14 protein-coding genes and 4 tRNA genes are annotated in these 16,372 nt (G+C 64.0%); 12 read left to right on the forward strand and 6 right to left on the reverse strand.

Annotated features, from left to right (window positions below; all coding sequences use genetic code 11):
* Positions 1–126: 126 nt before the first annotated feature.
* From ACLCGK_RS25005 to ACLCGK_RS25025, 5 genes are all read left to right on the forward strand, one after another.
* Positions 127–202, forward strand: a tRNA-Val gene (locus tag ACLCGK_RS25005).
* Between the two features lie 66 nt (positions 203–268).
* A tRNA-Asp gene (locus tag ACLCGK_RS25010) sits at positions 269–345 on the forward strand.
* A 99-nt stretch (positions 346–444) separates the two neighbouring features.
* Positions 445–521 (forward strand) — tRNA-Asp (locus tag ACLCGK_RS25015).
* 141 nt (positions 522–662) lie between these two features.
* Positions 663–739 (forward strand) — tRNA-Asp (locus tag ACLCGK_RS25020).
* A 200-nt stretch (positions 740–939) separates the two neighbouring features.
* A complete protein-coding gene (locus ACLCGK_RS25025; protein WP_410953180.1) occupies positions 940–1,779 on the forward strand; it encodes a DUF2242 domain-containing protein in 840 nt (279 codons plus the stop codon).
* 207 nt (positions 1,780–1,986) lie between these two features.
* On the opposite strand, the gene ACLCGK_RS25030 is transcribed toward ACLCGK_RS25025, so the two are convergent.
* The gene (locus tag ACLCGK_RS25030) at positions 1,987–2,856 is read right to left on the reverse strand and encodes a DMT family transporter (RefSeq protein WP_410953181.1); all 870 of its coding nucleotides are present in this window, start codon (positions 2,854–2,856) and stop codon (positions 1,987–1,989) included.
* 121 nt (positions 2,857–2,977) lie between these two features.
* Here ACLCGK_RS25030 and ACLCGK_RS25035 point away from each other — a divergent pair, with 121 nt between their 5' ends.
* Positions 2,978–4,387 carry a PLP-dependent aminotransferase family protein gene (locus ACLCGK_RS25035; RefSeq protein ID WP_410953182.1) on the forward strand — a complete coding sequence of 470 codons (1,410 nt, stop codon included), beginning with the start codon at positions 2,978–2,980 and terminating at the stop codon, positions 4,385–4,387.
* 347 nt (positions 4,388–4,734) lie between these two features.
* Here the strand turns inward: ACLCGK_RS25035 and ACLCGK_RS25040 are convergent, their stop codons facing one another.
* From ACLCGK_RS25040 to ACLCGK_RS25050, 3 genes are all read right to left on the reverse strand, one after another.
* On the reverse strand, positions 4,735–5,775 hold the full coding sequence (locus tag ACLCGK_RS25040) for an AraC family transcriptional regulator (protein ID WP_410953183.1): 1,041 nt from the start codon (positions 5,773–5,775) through the stop codon (positions 4,735–4,737).
* A gap of 4 nt (positions 5,776–5,779) precedes the next feature.
* The gene (locus tag ACLCGK_RS25045; protein WP_410953184.1) at positions 5,780–6,898 is read right to left on the reverse strand and encodes a nitrilase-related carbon-nitrogen hydrolase; all 1,119 of its coding nucleotides are present in this window, start codon (positions 6,896–6,898) and stop codon (positions 5,780–5,782) included.
* 168 nt (positions 6,899–7,066) lie between these two features.
* Positions 7,067–8,032 (reverse strand): GlxA family transcriptional regulator, encoded by a 966-nt coding sequence (locus tag ACLCGK_RS25050; protein ID WP_410953185.1) that lies wholly within the window; start codon positions 8,030–8,032, stop codon positions 7,067–7,069.
* Positions 8,033–8,128: 96 nt separating this feature from the next.
* Between ACLCGK_RS25050 and ACLCGK_RS25055 the strand changes: the two genes are divergently transcribed.
* The 3 genes from ACLCGK_RS25055 to ACLCGK_RS25065 all read left to right on the forward strand — a co-directional run bounded on the left by ACLCGK_RS25055 (position 8,129) and on the right by ACLCGK_RS25065 (position 11,845).
* Positions 8,129–8,578: a tautomerase family protein gene (locus ACLCGK_RS25055; protein WP_410953186.1), complete on the forward strand. Its 450-nt coding sequence runs from the start codon at positions 8,129–8,131 to the stop codon at positions 8,576–8,578.
* Between the two features lie 204 nt (positions 8,579–8,782).
* Complete coding sequence (locus tag ACLCGK_RS25060; protein WP_410953187.1) at positions 8,783–10,819, forward strand: FAD-dependent oxidoreductase; 2,037 nt, start codon at positions 8,783–8,785, stop codon at positions 10,817–10,819.
* Between the two features lie 135 nt (positions 10,820–10,954).
* On the forward strand, positions 10,955–11,845 hold the full coding sequence (locus ACLCGK_RS25065) for a 1-aminocyclopropane-1-carboxylate deaminase/D-cysteine desulfhydrase (protein WP_410953188.1): 891 nt from the start codon (positions 10,955–10,957) through the stop codon (positions 11,843–11,845).
* Here the strand turns inward: ACLCGK_RS25065 and ACLCGK_RS25070 are convergent.
* Together ACLCGK_RS25070 and ACLCGK_RS25075 are read right to left on the reverse strand one after the other, a co-directional pair.
* Positions 11,836–12,381 carry a cytochrome b gene (locus ACLCGK_RS25070; RefSeq protein WP_003260150.1) on the reverse strand — a complete coding sequence of 182 codons (546 nt, stop codon included), beginning with the start codon at positions 12,379–12,381 and terminating at the stop codon, positions 11,836–11,838. The two genes, ACLCGK_RS25065 and ACLCGK_RS25070, sit on opposite strands and share 10 nt — an antisense overlap.
* A gap of 224 nt (positions 12,382–12,605) precedes the next feature.
* Positions 12,606–13,538 carry a DUF1853 family protein gene (locus ACLCGK_RS25075; protein WP_410953189.1) on the reverse strand — a complete coding sequence of 311 codons (933 nt, stop codon included), beginning with the start codon at positions 13,536–13,538 and terminating at the stop codon, positions 12,606–12,608.
* An 88-nt stretch (positions 13,539–13,626) separates the two neighbouring features.
* On the opposite strand from ACLCGK_RS25075, the gene ACLCGK_RS25080 reads away from it, so the two are divergent.
* Genes ACLCGK_RS25080 through ACLCGK_RS25090 form a run of 3 tightly spaced genes read left to right on the forward strand, consistent with a single transcriptional unit; the run spans position 13,627 to position 16,363 of the window.
* The gene (locus ACLCGK_RS25080; protein WP_013971624.1) at positions 13,627–14,517 is read left to right on the forward strand and encodes an NAD(+) kinase; all 891 of its coding nucleotides are present in this window, start codon (positions 13,627–13,629) and stop codon (positions 14,515–14,517) included.
* Positions 14,517–15,488, forward strand: coding sequence for a metallophosphoesterase (locus ACLCGK_RS25085; protein ID WP_013971625.1), 972 nt, complete (start codon positions 14,517–14,519; stop codon positions 15,486–15,488). Before ACLCGK_RS25080 ends, ACLCGK_RS25085 begins: the two co-directional genes overlap by 1 nt.
* A complete protein-coding gene (locus ACLCGK_RS25090) occupies positions 15,485–16,363 on the forward strand; it encodes a rhomboid family intramembrane serine protease (protein ID WP_410953190.1) in 879 nt (292 codons plus the stop codon). Before ACLCGK_RS25085 ends, ACLCGK_RS25090 begins: the two co-directional genes overlap by 4 nt.
* Positions 16,364–16,372: the final 9 nt, after the last annotated feature.

Here is a 16,372-nt window from a genome sequence, read left to right on the forward strand (position 1 = left end):
GCCGCAGACAGGTAAACCGCTTTTTGCTCCTTTCTGAAAAAAATTCAATGGGGCTATTGACTTAGCTTCGCCACCTGCGTAAATTTCGCGGCCTCAGCGAAGCAAACGCAACAAGCAACATCGCGAGGGTGATTAGCTCAGCCGGGAGAGCATCTGCCTTACAAGCAGAGGGTCGGCGGTTCGATCCCGTCATCACCCACCACTTCCTGAGATGTTCCTGGTGCTTCAGGTTTCGCAAGAAACCGATAGCCAGAGAGGAACGCACTGCGCAGCGGTAGTTCAGTCGGTTAGAATACCGGCCTGTCACGCCGGGGGTCGCGGGTTCGAGTCCCGTCCGCTGCGCCATTTTTCAGTATCAGATGGGTGCCTGGCACCGGTCTGAAGCCACAAGGTAAACGCCTTGGGCTGATCCCAGTTTCAATCGGGCGAAAGCCTGAACGATACGCAGCGGTAGTTCAGTCGGTTAGAATACCGGCCTGTCACGCCGGGGGTCGCGGGTTCGAGTCCCGTCCGCTGCGCCATCTTCGTTTCAAGGTCCCTTGAACACCTTGAAGAAAACACAAAAGAAGCGATCACGTTATCGCTTTTTTTGTGCCTGTCCTGAGGCCATCGCGCCGGAAGGGTAGACCCAGGTTTCAATCGGGCGCAAGCCTGAATGATACGCAGCGGTAGTTCAGTCGGTTAGAATACCGGCCTGTCACGCCGGGGGTCGCGGGTTCGAGTCCCGTCCGCTGCGCCATCTTCGCTTCGAGGCCCCTTGAACGTCTCGAAGCAACGAGAAAGCGACCTTAGGGTCGCTTTTTTCGTTTCTGCGTCTGGCAATTGCCGGCCTTGACCCAGATTTACACGAACCTGACAGACTCTTCACCGATCAGCGGTTCCTGTGCCTGCCTGCTGTGTTGCACAATAGGCACCTTCTTGACTTACCCGGAATTCGCAATGACCAGATCTTCCGTCTTTGGTGCGCTCGGGCTGGCCCTGGTGCTGGCGGGCGTGACCGGTTGTTCCTCGAAAAAAGCCGCCGTCTACGAGCACGAGAACTTCGATGACTCGGGCACCTTCTCGCGCAGCTTCCCGGTGAGCGATGCCGGCTCCTGCGAGGCCGCCCGACGCGCCTTGCTCAGCCAGGGTTACATCATCACCAGCAGCGGCGCCAACCAGGTGGTGGGCAACAAGAGCTTCCAGCAGAACAGCGAGAACCACCTGCAGATCAGTTTCAACGTCACCTGTGCGCCGGATGTGAGCGACGAGCAGCGTTCGACCATGTTCGCCAACGCCCTGCAGGACCGCTACGCCCTGAAAAAGTCCAACACCTCCGCCAGCCTGGGGGTTGGTGTACTGGGGTCGGTATCGATGCCGATCGGCTCCAGCGACGACTCGATGGTCAAGGTGGCCAGCGAGACTGTGACAGCGGCTCAGTTCTATGACCGCTATTTCGCCTTGGTTGAGAGCTACTTGCCAAAGCCCAAGGCTAGGCAGGAGAGCAAGGCCAAGGTCGAGGAGCCCGCACCGAAGGTCGACGCGCCAGCGGCTGCCTTGGGGTTGCCGGAGCCGGCCGCCGCAGCGCCGGTGGCACCGGCCCCGGTTGCTGAGCCTTTGGTTGATGCGGCGCCAGCCCCGGCCCCTGTAGCCCCGGCCAGCGAGGCGGTAGCAGCGCCGGTGCTGGATGACAGCCAGGGCTCGCAGCCAGTGGCACCGCCGGCTGAGGCTGCGCCTATTGAAGTACAACAGCAAGCACAGCCTGCCGAGGCCGCTGAGCCCGCGTCCCCCGCCCTCTGATGGCTTGCCTGTAGGGGTAAACCCGCTCCCACAGGTACTGCGCAGTTCTCAACATCTGCGCGGTACCGCCATGGGGCAAAATCCTCCGTGCCCATGAACTTGGCCCTGTGCTGTGCAACTGCCCCGGTCCGAACAGCTTACGGAGGTCCCCAAGGCGCGCTGCGGCTTGGCGAAGCCTTCCCAATTCGCTTTTTTCTGGATCGACATCTACAAGGCGTACTTCTTGGCCCCGGCAACACAGATGACAGCCCCCAGCGTCACCACAAGCATCATCCAGCTGACCTGTTCGTGCAGCAGCAACGCTGCCAGCCCAAGCCCCATGAACGGCTGAAAGAGTTGCAACTGGCCCACTGCTGCAATGCCACCCTGGACCAGCCCTCGGTACCAGAACACAAAACCGATCAGCATGCTGAACAGTGAAACGTAGCCGAGGCTGAACCACGCAGGGGCGCTTACTTTGGCGAAGGCATCTGGTGTCGGAAGATTAGTGATTGTCAGTAGTAGCATCAGCGGCAACGCCACCAGCAACGCCCAACTGATCACCTGCCAACCCCCCAACGTCCGCGACAGCCGCGCCCCTTCGGCATAACCCAACCCACAGACGATGACCGCCCCCATCATCAGCAAATCGCCCAGCGCCGATGCCTCCCCACCATTCATAAGCGCATAACCAACGACGATTCCGGCACCCGTCAACGAGAACAACCAGAACAGTGGCCGAGGTCGCTCACCGCCCCGCAGCACGGCAAACCCTGCGGTACACAGCGGCAGCAGCCCGACAAAGACAATGGAATGCGCAGAGGTTACATGCTGCAGGGCCAGTGCCGTCAGCAGCGGGAAACCGATTACCACGCCCAACGCTGTTACCGCCAATGACCACAGGTCACCGCGTTCAGGGCGAGGCTGGCGCAGCACAAGCAAGAAAAGCGCCCCCAACAGAGCGGCAATCGTTGCCCTGGCACAGGTCAGGAACGTCGGTTCGAAGGCCGTCACTGCCACACGGGTGGCCGGCAGCGAGCCGGCGAAGATGGCGACGCCTATGAAGCCGTTGATCCATCCGCTTGTTGATTTTTCCATCGCCCAGTCCTCGATAAGTCTGGGTTCAGTACATCACTGACGCGTTCACCAAGGCCATGTACAATCCAATACAGTTTGACCGAACTGTTATGCACATTAATCCAGCACAGTTGAGGGTGCGATGAAACGCAGTGGAACGCTGATTCGGACCGTCATGGGTGAGGTGCAGGCGAGGATAGCCTCCCGGACCTACACACCCGGTACGCGGATCCCTTCGGTCCGGGCAATGGCGCAGGCCATGCAGGTATCGGTTTCTACCGTACTTGAGGCCTATGAACGGTTGATGGCAGAGGGGGTGCTCAGCGCCCGCCCTGGCTCTGGCTACTACGTGGCAGGGCCCGTGGCGCCCTTGGCACTGACCGAACTCGGCCCCAGGCTCGATCGTGAGGTCGACCCGCTGTGGATCTCGCGCCAGTCTCTTGAAACCTCCAGCGATGCGCTGAAACCAGGGTGCGGGTGGCTGCCTGCCTCCTGGATGTACGAAGCCGGCATGCGTAAAGCGCTGCGAGTCGCTGCCCGTTCCGACACGGTAAAACTGGCCGAGTACGCGTCGCCGCTCGGGCATCCGCCGCTCAGGCAGTTCCTGTCGCGACGGCTGGCTGGCATCGGCATCGAAGCCCCGCTGGAACAGATCATGCTCACCGAATCGGGCACCCACGCCATCGACCTGATTTGCCGTTTTCTGCTGGAACCGGGGGACACGGTCCTGGTCGACGACCCCTGCTATTTCAATTTTCACGCACTGCTCAAAGCCCACAGGGTGAACATTGTCGGGGTACCCTACACGCAGACAGGCCCGGACATCGAGGCGTTCGGCGCAGCCCTGCTCAGGCACGCACCCAGGTTGTACATCACCAATTCCGGCATCCACAACCCAACCGGGGCCAGCCTGTCCCCGGTCACCGCGCACAGGCTGCTGAAGCTGGCCGACACCTCTAGCCTGGTGATCGTGGAGGACGACATCTTCGCTGATTTCGAGAATACGCCCGCGCCACGGCTGTCTGCCTTCGACGGCCTCTCGCGTGTGATTCAGATAGGCAGCTTTTCCAAGACCATCTCTGCTTCAATCCGATGCGGCTACATCGCCGCCCGTGGTGAATGGATCGAGAGCCTGGTCGACCTGAAGATCGCGACCACCTTCGGCGGCGGACGCTTGGCCGCGGACATCATCTATCAAGCGATTACGGATAGCGGGTACCGAAAACACATGGAAGGTGTCCGCCACCGGTTAGGCGAGGCAATGGACAGAACGGTGCCGAGGCTTCAGGCCATTGGTATCAAGCCGTGGATAATTCCCCAGGCAGGCATGTACCTCTGGTGCCAGCTCCCTCAAGGCAAGGATGCAGCAACGCTGGCCAGGACCTGCCTGAATGAAGGTGTAGTGTTGGCGCCCGGTAATGCGTTCAGCCAATCCATGACGGCGGGGGATTTCCTGCGCTTCAACGTTGCTCAATCGGGTGACGGCAAACTCTACGAAGTGTTGAAAAGGGCGCTGAGTGCGCAGTCGCCAGAGCACTTAGTGCCAAGCTGAGCTTGTCATGGGGCACACCTGCGACAGAAATGGCTACGGCATGCTCGCGCACCGCACGGGGGAGCGCAGCCAGCACTGTGCACGCGTAGTTCGGCTTGGGCCTGCCGTCTAAAGCCTGCATGACCTACAAACGGCTAATATCAAGTAGCACGGGGCTAACGATTGCTGGGCACCGGATCATAAGCTTGTCATCAATCCTTCATCCTTCCTGCCTAGGGTGAGGCGACAGTTACCAGGAAAAATGAGTGAAGAGGGCTTAGGGCTATGGACGAATACCAAGAAGAACTTCTCGAATTCCAGGCTTATGAACTGGACACCCCGGAACCGGCTGACGACGCCACCGAGCTCTAGCCCACCCGCCGCTGGCTGCGGCGAAACTCCCCCGGCGTAAGGCCCGTCCAGCGCTTGAAAGCGCGCTGGAAGGCCTCGGCCGATGCAAACCCCAACAGATAGGCGATCTCGCCAAAGGCCAACTCCGTATCGCGGATATAGGTCTCGGCCAGGTCGCGCCGTGTTTCACTGAGCAGGTCGCGAAAGCGCGTGCCTTCCTCGGCCAGTTTGCGGCGCAAGGTCCAGGTCGGCAGTTGCAGGTGCAGCGCCACTTCTTCCAGGTCCGGTTCACGGCCACCATTTAGCAACGGGCCCAGCAGGTGGGTAATGCGCTCACCCAGGCTGCGCACCCGCGTACGCTGCAGCATTTCCGCCTCGCACAGCTGCAGCAGGTGCTGCCAGGTGCTCGGGCAATGCCTGGGGTTGACCAGCTGCAGCGTGGCCCGGCTCAGGCGCAGCTGGTTACCAGCGGCCGCGAACTGCACGGGTGTGCTGCACAGCGGCTGGTAGCGCGCGGCATAAGCGGGTGCGGCGAACTCGATGTCCATATGTTCGGCCTGCACCGCCGTACCGGCCAGGTCGGCAAGCTGGGCGAGCCAGCCGGCAAGTAGCGAATCGACCACGAAACGGTTGTAGGCGTTGTAGGGGCTGATGGAGTAGAAGCGCAGCCAGGCGCCCTCGGCATCTTCCTGAAAACTGGAGTGGCCGCGGTAGTTGGCGGCGTACAGCGGCTCGAAGCGCAACAGGGTACGTGCCGCCTCGCCCAGGTTCGGTGCCTGGGCAGCGGTGACCCCGGCCAGGCCGGCATGCGCCAGGCGGCTCAGGCGCCCCATGTGCAGGCCCAGTGCGGCCTCGCCGCACAGCTCGATGGCAGCGTGCCCAAGGTGCATGTAGCGCGGGATCGACAAGCGCGCGCCGGCTTCGCCCAGGCGCGCCGCATCCAGGCCATAGCGGCGCAGCAGCGGCTCGGGGTCATGGCCCAGTTCGCGCAGGGCCTCGGTCAGCGGCTGGACAAAACCAACCGACAGGTCACCCAGGCGCACGCGGGGGCGGGCCATGGGCTTACAACCACAGGTTCAACAGGCGGGCTCCAGGGCTGGGGGTGCCTGCCAGCAATTCACCCGCCTGGCGGGCAAAGCCCTGGCCGTCGCTGCCCTGTTCCCAGAACTGCCCACGCATGAACACGCTCATGCTGCTGACGCTGGTTCCGGCCGATTGGGTCAGTCGCTGCCATGCAGCCTGTTCGCTGACTTCGCCGCGCCGCAAGGGCAGCCCGGCGCTGGCATCCTGATGGCGATTGCCGCGCCAGGGCGCTTGCCAGCTGCCCTTGCCGCTGAGGAACACCGGGTTGGCGATCAGTTGTACTGCCTGTTGGGCCAGTTGTTGGTGGTTTTCCGGGTACCAGCTGTCGCTGCCCACCAGCACGCCCAGGCGCCCGGCAGGGGTTTGCAATACCTGCAGCGGGTGCTGGCGGCCATCATGTACATAGCGGCGCATTTCGCTGTCGGGGAACTGCTGGCGTTGCGGTTGGCCCAGCAGCGAGCCGTCGCCGGCGAACACCACGCTGCTGTTGAACAGCGGGCCGCTGCCGGCATGCAGCACGCCCTGTTTCACGTAGGGGGCGGGCAGTACGATAGAGCCGGCCACCAGGGTGACATTGAATTCCTTGGCCAGGCCACCGAACAGTTGCTGGTAGTCCGCAGCCATCTGCTCGGCTTTCATGCGCAGGTGCGCGTCGGCGCGCCAGTCGTCCCCGTCGGCACGGAGCATGGCCAGGCCATAGCGCAGCGGGTTGCTCAGTTCCAGCCATTGCAGGGCTTCGCGGCTTTGCGTGACTTGATAAAGCTCGTTCTTTTCGCCGCGCGCCCACAGCCAGGTACCAATGTGCTCGGGCAGCACCACCACCGTGCGCGGGCCCACCAGACCCTGGGTACGGGCCTGTTCCAGGTAGGCTGCGAGCTTGCGGTGCAGGCGTTGAAGGTTCTGGTAATCGCCTGGGTAGAGCAGCGGTTCGACGCCGAGCAGGTTGCCGTGCTCGCCCGGCACGCCATGGTTCAGCGCCAGTTCGATGCGCAGGTCGGACAGGTAGTGGCCTTCCGGGCGCTGCTGGGTCCAGAAACCGTAGCCGCAGAGGGCGGCGATCATCACCAGCGCCAGGGCGCTTGCCAGGATTTTTCGCATGAAGCCTTCAGCTTTCGAAGAAAAATGAAGTTGCCATGAAGACAATCAGGGGCATAGTGCGGCCGTATTCATCAGCTTGGGAATCCTTGTTGCACTGTTTTTGCAAAATCGCGTTTTGGATCATACCAAAGCACTATCCGGGTCTGCAGCGTCCGCTGCGGTTCCCGGTCAGCTCTGGCGCAACTGTCGCGGGGTTGCGTTCAGCAGGCGGCGCATCAAGCGCCGGAGAGCCGTCGGGTCCTGGTAGCCGACCCGCGCCGAGACCGCTTCGACCGAATATTCGCCAGACTCGAGCAGCGCCCTGGCCTTGTGCAACTGCACCCGCTGAATGAGTTGACGGGTCGAGTGCCCCGTTGCCTTGTGAACATGACGCGACAGGGTCCGCTCAGACATGCCGATGCTTGCGGCCAGTGTCTTGACGCTCGTAAGTTCAGGCAGCGACTTCTCGATATCTGCGATCAGGCGAGAGATCAGTGCATTGCCTTGCACCAGTACGGCAGGGATGACGAAAGGCGACTGCAGTTGCCTGCGGTCGAGCAGCAGTGCCTTGCCCACCGCGTCGGCGATTGCAGGTGACAGGCGCCGACGAAGCAGGTGCAGCATGAGGTCGGTTTGAGCGAAGGCAGCTCCTGCCGTGGTCAGTGGATGATCGGCCAGCACCATGAAGTCAGGGTCGACACGGCAGCCTGGTGCGAGCTTCTGCAGGTGCGGTGCCAGCCACCAGGAGGTTGTCACCTTCCTGCCGTCCAGCAGCCCGGCTGCATGCAGCAGAAAGACGGCCGAGCATGACGCGGCAATTTCCTTGCCGTTGGCGATGTGATCGCTCAGTGCACAGAGAAAGGGAGCTGTCCATGGTTCCGCGAGGCGGCTCTCGAGCAGGTCGATGTCACTGACGCCGATTCCCGGTATGACCCAGCAAGACTGGTCATCGGTGCTTTGCTCGATCGGTTGCACATGCAGCTGCAGGCCATGGCCCAGCGCTACCGGTCCCGGCTGGGGGCCGCAAACCCGCCAGCGTGGTGCGGCCAGGCCGAGTCGCTCGCTAACGGTTGTTGCGGTGGCGAGGATGTCCAGGGTGGAGGCTACGCTTGCGGCGAATGCCCCAGGTACGACCAGGATGGTGAAATCGTGCATTGTCGGATTATGCTCGAAAGAGGACGGATCCGACACTTTTGCATGAGAGGAGCGCCAGGCCTAATGGCGCTTCAACTCATCACAAAGGTATCAGCAATGCCCAATATCCTGATCAAGGTACCGACCGGGGCTTTCAACGAGCCGCAACGCGAGCATCTGTTGAAGCGCGTCAGCGAGGCCGCAATCGCGCATGAGCACATAGGTGACGCTCTGCCGCAGCGCAGCCTGTGCTGGGTGCTCATCGAGGAGGTGCGGGGCAGTGATTGGCTATGTGGCGGGGTGAACATGCACGCCCACGCCATCCCCTGCATCGTCATGGTAAAGGTGCCTGCCGGCGTCCTCGATGAACAGATGCGCAAGGACTACGTACTGGGCCTGCACCAGGCCATCGAACAATGCGTCGGGAAGGATGACGGGAGGATGCTGATGACTTCGATACAGCTGGTCGACATCGCCGATGGCACTTGGGGTGCGAACGGGAGTCTCTGGCATCTTGCCGATTTCACTGGTGCTGCCGGTTACCGGCATCTTCTCGCTCGCACTTAGGCGAACATGCCCAGCTGGAACCTGCGGGGCCAAGGATTCGTGAGTCCTCGGGTGGTGTCGCTGTACGCCAGGATCAATAACTTGTCAGTTTCGATCATTGAGCCCGTTCAAACGTCTGTTTAATGTCGCAGGCAGACAAACGACGGGGTCCGCCAGCCGGTGAGGCACCCGCATTCCGTGAATACGCCACCTGGGGACCTTTCCATGGCCGCCGACCGCTACCCGCACCTGCTCGCACCGCTGGACCTGGGCTTCACCACCTTGCGCAACCGCACCCTGATGGGCTCGATGCACACCGGCCTCGAAGAGCGCCCGGGCGGCTTCGAGCGCATGGCGGTGTACTTTGCCGAGCGCGCCCGCGGTGGCGTCGGCCTGATGGTCACCGGCGGCATCGCGCCCAACGATGAGGGTGGGGTGTATTCCGGGGCGGCCAAGCTCAGCACCGAGGAAGAAGCCGACAAGCACCGCATCGTCACCGAGGCGGTACACGCTGCCGGCGGCAAGATTTGCCTGCAGATCCTGCATGCCGGGCGCTACGCCTACAGCCCGCGCCAGGTGGCGCCCAGCGCGATCCAGGCGCCAATCAACCCGTTCAAGCCCAAGGAACTGGACGAGGCGGGTATCGAGAAGCAGATCGCCGACTTCGTCAATTGCGCGGTGCTGGCCCAGCGCGCCGGTTACGACGGCGTCGAGATCATGGGTTCGGAAGGCTACTTCATCAACCAGTTCCTCGCCGCCCACACCAACCACCGCACCGACCGCTGGGGTGGCAGTTATGAAAACCGCATGCGCCTGGCGGTGGAGATCGTCAGCCGGGTGCGCGGCGCGGTCGGGCCGAACTTCATCATCATCTTCCGCCTGTCGATGCTCGATCTCATCGAGGGCGGCAGCACCTGGGATGAAATCGAGCTGCTGGCCAAGGCCATCGAGAAGGCCGGCGCGACCTTGATCAATACCGGCATCGGCTGGCACGAAGCGCGTGTACCGACCATTGCCACCAAGGTGCCGCGCGCGGCGTTCAGCAAGGTCACCGCCAAGTTGCGCGGCGTGGTGAACATTCCGCTGATCACCACCAACCGCATCAATACTCCGGAGGTGGCCGAGGCGGTGCTGGCCGAAGGCGATGCCGACATGGTCTCGATGGCACGTCCGTTCCTGGCCGACCCGGACTTCGTCAACAAGGCCGCTGCTGGTCGCGGCGACGAGATCAACACCTGCATCGGCTGCAACCAGGCCTGCCTGGACCATACTTTCGGCGGCAAGCTGACCAGTTGCCTGGTCAACCCGCGTGCCTGCCACGAGACCGAGCTCAACTACCTGCCCGTGCGCACCGTGAAGCGCATTGCCGTGGTCGGCGCAGGCCCGGCCGGCCTGGCGGCAGCCACGGTGGCGGCCGAGCGCGGCCACGCGGTGACCCTGTTCGATGCCGCCAGCGAGATCGGCGGGCAGTTCAATGTGGCCAAGCGGGTACCGGGAAAGGAAGAGTTCCATGAAACCCTGCGTTACTTCCGCAACAAGGTCAAAAGCACGGGCGTGGACTTGCGCCTGAACACCCGGGTCAATGTGCAGGCCCTGGTGGACGGTGGCTACGACGAGATCATCCTGGCCACCGGCATCGCCCCGCGCACACCGGCCATCCCCGGTGTCGAGCATGCCAAGGTGCTCAGCTACCTCGACGTGCTGCTCGAGCGCAAGCCGGTGGGCAAGGCTGTCGCGGTGATTGGCGCGGGTGGCATCGGTTTCGACGTTTCCGAGTACCTGGTGCATCAGGGCGTTGCCACCAGCCAGGACCGAGAGGCGTTCTGGAAGGAGTGGGGTATCGACACCCATCTGCAGGCGCGTGGTGGCGTGGCCGGGATCAAGGCCGAGCCGCATGCCCCGGCGCGGCAGGTGTACCTGTTGCAGCGCAAGAAATCCAAGGTGGGTGACGGCCTGGGCAAGACCACTGGCTGGATTCACCGCACCGGGTTGAAGAACAAGCGGGTGCAGATGCTCAACAGCGTCGAGTACCTGGGCATCGACGATGCCGGCCTGCACATTCGCGTGGCCGATGGCGAGCCGCAGGTGCTGGCGGTGGACAACGTGGTGATCTGTGCAGGGCAGGAGCCGTTGCGCGAGCTGCAGGACGGGCTGGTGGCAGCGGGGCAGTCGGTGCACCTGATTGGTGGGGCCGATGTGGCGGCCGAACTGGATGCCAAGCGGGCGATCAACCAAGGTTCGAGATTGGCGGCTGAGCTCTGAGATCGCCGGGGCCGCTTTGCGGCCCTTCGCGGGCTTGCCCGCTCCCACAGGGATAGCGCACTCCTGACTGTGGGAGCGGGCAAGCCCGCGAAGGGCTGCAAGGCAGCCCCGGGATATCACTGGTAAACTCGCACGATGCACTTTGACCTGCCCCAAGCCCCCCTGCAGCCCCTGATCCTGCCCTGGCTCCAACAAGCCCAGGTAGAAGCCGCCATCCTGCGCCTGGACCTGATCGATCCGCTGATCAGCGGCAACAAATGGTTCAAGCTACGCCATCACCTGCAACAGGCCAGCGCCAGCAACGCCCCGGGCCTGATCAGCCTCGGCGGCAACCATTCCAACCACCTGCACGCCCTGGCCGCTGCTGGCAAGCGCTTCGGCTTCGCCACCGCCGGCCTGCTGCGTGGTCACGCCCAGGACACGCCAACCGTGCGTGACCTGCAGACGCTGGGCATGGAACTGCACTGGCTGGGTTATGGCGGCTACCGCGCACGAAACCAAGCGGGTTTCTGGGACCCTTGGCAGGCACGCTACCCGGGTTGGCACTGCATCCCCGAAGGGGGAGGCGGGCTTGCCGGTGCACAGGGCTGCGCGCTGATCATGCAGCAGGCACGGGCGCAGATCGCGGCACTGGGCTGGTCGGGCTACGACGCCTGGTGGCTGGCTGCTGGAACGGGGACTACCCTGGCCGGTCTGGTAATGGCCGAGGCGGGCGCACATGTGGTGCATGGTGCATTGGCGGTACCCAGGGACCATGGTGTGCCGGAGGCGGTAGCGACACTGGCCGGCGCGCATGGCTACCAACTGCACGACGCCTGCCGTGGCGGTTTCGGCAAATTCGACGCTGATCTGTTGGCGTTCATCGCTGATTGCGAGCGGCACACAGGCGTGCCGCTCGAAGCCCTCTACACTGGCAAGGCCCTGCTAGCCCTGCGTGAGCAGGTCGAGGCCGGGCTGTTCGCGCCCGGCACCCGCCTGATCGTGGTGCACACCGGCGGCCTGCAGGGCCGGCGCGGTTACTTGTAGGGCAGCATGCGCAGCAGCGTGTTGTCGCGCTGCACATAGTGGTGATACAGCCCGGCCAGAGCGTGCAGGCCGATCAGCCAGTAGCCCCAGCTGCCGATGCGTTCATGCCAGCCTTTGATGAACTTGGCCTGATCCGGGTTCGGGCCGATCAGGTGCGGCAGCTCCAGGCCGAAGAACGGCACTGGTTTGTCGGCGGCGCTGAGGATCAGCCAGCCGGCCAGCGGCAGGATGATCATCAGCAGGTACAACGCCAGGTGCATCAGGTGCGCTAGGCCGGTCTGCCAGGCCGCAGGCTTGGGCACGATGGGTGGAGTCGGGCGGCTCAGGCGGATGGCCAGGCGCAACCAGACCAGCACGAACACGCTGAGCCCGAGCATGAAGTGCAGGTCCTTCATCAGGTTGCGTTCGACGCTGTCCTTGGGGAACAGGCCACGCAGTTCGATTAGGGCGTAGACAGCGGCCAGCAGCACCAGCATCAGCCAGTGCAGGGCGATGGACAGGCGCGCGTAATGGGTCGCGGGGGTGGATGAAACCATGATCGGTCCTCGTCATCAGGTCGGGATAGCGCTCTTGCCGGCGCTCAGGAAGTACTGTAGTGGCTACGGGGTAACAAATCTTTGCGCCAGGTCTGTGAAAATTGTGTTGTCTGCACCGGCCCTTTCGCGGGTGAGCCCGCTCCCACAGGCACAGCGCTGAGCCAGAGACCTGTGCAGTACCTGTGGGAGCGGGCAAGCCCGCGAAGAGGCCGGAACAGCCTGCATCATGCCTTGGATGTAAATGGCCAACTGTCAGCCACCAGAAACACCCGCTCGGCCTCCTGCCACGCCCCGTCAGCCTCTTGCTCCAACCTCACCAGCAACTGCGCCGGAGCCTGCCGCTCCAGCACATGCAGCCACGCCGCAAACTGCTCCACCGCCCAGCACTCATGCGCCTCGACCCGCGCCGGCGCCAGCCAGGCATGCCGTTGCAGCGGCTGCCATTGCTCACCTTCGCCCATGACCCAGTCCCGCCGCCGCAGCCAGCGCCCGCGCAAGTGCTGCGGGTTGGCGCCCTGTGGTGGCTGCGCATACCCAGGCCGCGGGTAGAACAGGTAGCCACCCAGCCACACATGCGCCTGCACCTGCTCCACCCCCAGCCGGGCCAGCACCTCGCGGCTGTGCGCCCCCGCCGACATGGGCAACTGGTGCCGTGCCAGGTGCGCCAGTTTGCTTCCCAGTCGGTCATGGCAGCCCGGCCCCAGCCAGGCGTCGGGGTCGTGCCCGGAATGCTCCGGGCCCAGGTACAGCTTGATGGCCAGTTCCAGGTGGTGCACACCGTCGCGGTCGCGCAGCACCACATCCAGCTCGCCCAGGGTGCGCCCGCCGTCGCGAATCGCCAGGTTGGCCGCCAGCAGTTCGATGCCCGGGGCCTGGCCCAGGGCGAATTGCCACAGCCGTTCGTAGTAGTGCCCCAGGCGCCGGCTACCCAGCTGCGCCAGCCAGTCGCGCAATGGGCGGTCATCGTCATCCAGCGCCCGCAGCCAGTCTGCCAGGCGCTGTGGCTGGTCCGCCCACAGGCTGCCCGCCAGCGGGTGGCGCTGGGGGCAGGGCGGGGCGCTGAGCAACGGAGGCGACAGCAGGGCCCAGGCCAGGTCGCGCACGTTGGGGCGGCGTAGCTGCCGGGGCAGGTCGTGGAGCAGGGCGAATGGCATCATCCTGCGAGCATAGCCGGTTTGCCGCTACCCGGTGGTTTCGCCCATAATCGCGGCATAGTCACCCGCCGCAGAGCCTCGCAGGAGCCCCATGGAGCAATTTCGCAATATCGGTATCATTGGCCGCCTTGGCAGCTCCCAGGTGCTCGACACCATTCGCCGACTGAAAAAATTTCTTATCGAGCGCCACCTGCACGTGATCCTCGAGGACACCATCGCCGAAGTGTTGCCTGGCCATGGCCTGCAAACCTCCACCCGCAAGCTGCTGGGCGAGGTCTGTGACCTGGTCATCGTGGTCGGCGGCGACGGCAGCCTGCTGGGCGCCGCCCGCGCCCTGGCCCGGCACAACATTCCGGTGCTGGGCATCAACCGTGGCAACCTGGGCTTCCTCACCGACATCCGCCCCGACGAGCTGGAAGAGAAGGTCGCCGAAGTGCTCGACGGCCACTACCTGGTGGAAAACCGCTTCCTGCTGCAGGCCGAGGTACGCCGCCACAACGAAGCCATCGGCCAGGGTGATGCGCTGAACGATGTGGTGCTGCACCCGGGCAAGTCCACGCGCATGATCGAGTTCGAGATCTACATCGATGGCCAGTTCGTCTGCAGTCAGAAGGCCGACGGCCTGATCGTCGCCACCCCCACCGGCTCCACCGCCTACGCGCTGTCGGCCGGCGGCCCGATCATGCACCCCAAGCTCGACGCCATCGTCATCGTGCCGATGTACCCGCACACCCTGTCGGGCCGGCCGATCGTGGTCGACGGCAACAGCGAGCTGAAGATCGTGGTGTCCAAGGACCTGCAGATCTACCCGCAGGTATCCTGTGACGGCCAGAACCACTTCACCTGCGCCCCCGGCGACACCATCACGGTGAGCAAGAAACCGCAGAAGCTGCGCCTGATCCACCCGCTGGATCACAATTACTACGAGGTCTGCCGCACCAAGCTCGGCTGGGGCAGCCGCCTGGGAAGCAGGGACGACTGATGCTCGATCCGGCGCGAAGTTTCGACATCATCGGTGACGTGCACGGTTGTGCGCTGACCCTTGAACGCCTGCTCGACGCCCTCGGTTACAAGCGTGTGGCCGGCGTGTGGCGCCACCCGCGGCGCCAGGCGCTGTTCCTTGGCGACATCGTCGACCGCGGGCCACGCATCCGCGAGGCGTTGCACATCGTCCACGACATGGTCGAGGCCGGCCAGGCGTTCTGCATCATGGGCAACCATGAGTACAACGCCCTGGGCTGGGTCACCCCGGCACTGCCTGGCAGCGGCAAGGCCTTCGTGCGCGAGCATACGCCGCGCCACGCCCGGTTGATCGACGAAACCCTGACTCAGTTTGCCCACCACCCCGCTGACTGGCACGACTTCGTCAACTGGTTCTACGAATTGCCGCTGTTCGTCGACGCCGGGCGCTTCCGCCTGGTGCATGCCTGCTGGGACCCGCGGCTGATCGAGCCGCTGCGCCAGCAGTACCCCGACGGGCGCATCGACGAACACTTCATCCAGGCCTCGGCGGTGAACGGCAGCTTTGCCGCCACCGTGTGCAACCGCCTGCTGCGCGGTACCGACATGCGCCTGCCGGACGGCCTGACCCTCACCGGTGGCGACGGCCTGACCCGTGCCTTCTTCCGTACCAAGTTCTGGGAAGAAGACCCGCAAACCTACGGCGACATCGTGTTCCAGCCAGACGCCCTGCCCGCGGAAGTGGCCAGCACCCCGCTCAGTCACAGCCAGAAGAACGCCTTGCTGCGCTATGCCGAAGACGAGCCCATGCTGTTCGTCGGCCATTACTGGCGCAGCGGCCGCCCGGCGCCGATCCGCGCCAACCTGGCCTGCCTGGACTACAGCGCCGTGCTCTATGGCAAGCTGGCCGCCTACCGGCTGGATGATGAAACCCGCATCGACCCGCACAAGTTCGTCTGGGTCGACGTCGACCGCCCACAGGCCAACCAATGAACATTATCGAAGTGATGCGCCTGCCGCTGTCGGTCGACCTCAGCGGCTTCGTTCACCTGCTGCAGCGCCTGCAGGTGCCGCACCGGGTCAGCGAGGAGGGCGATGCCCAGGTGCTGTGGGCCCCCGACACCCTGGCAGCGGACGTCCGCGAACTCTACCAGCGCTACCCCGACGGCAACGCCGACCTGCCGGCCACCACCGATCCTGTGGGAGCGGGCGAGCCCGCGAAAGGGCCCTCCCTGGCGGAACAGGCCCGCGCCTGCAAGATCACCACCCTGACCCTGCTGCTATGCTTCATCGTCGCCGGCCTCACCGGCCTTGGCGACAATTTCACCACCATCAGCTGGTTCACCTTCCTCGATTTCCGCGTCCAGGGCGACTACCTGTACTTCAACCCGCTGGCGCAAAGCCTGGACCAAGGCCAGTGGTGGCGCCTGGTATCGCCCATGCTGCTGCATTTCGGCGTGCTGCACCTGGCCATGAACAGCCTGTGGTACTGGGAGCTGGGCAAACGCATCGAACTGCGCCAGGGCCCGTTGGCGCTGCTGGGCCTGACCCTGCTGTTCAGCCTGGTGTCCAACCTGGCCCAGCATTACAGCAGCGGGCCGAGCCTGTTCGGCGGCCTGTCCGGCGTGCTGTACGGCCTGCTCGGGCACATCTGGCTGTACCAGTGGCTGGCACCCGACCGTTACTTCAACCTGCCCAAGGGCGTGCTGGTGATGATGCTGATCTGGCTGGTGGTGTGCCTGAGCGGCGTGATCGACACCCTGGGCCTTGGCCAGATCGCCAACGCCGCCCACGTCGGCGGGCTGCTCATCGGATGCCTGACCGGGCTCTTGGGTGGGGCGCTTGCCCGGCGTAAACTGTCGGCTTGAATCAGGAGA

It is taken from the genome of Pseudomonas sp. S1(2024), from assembly GCF_046557535.1.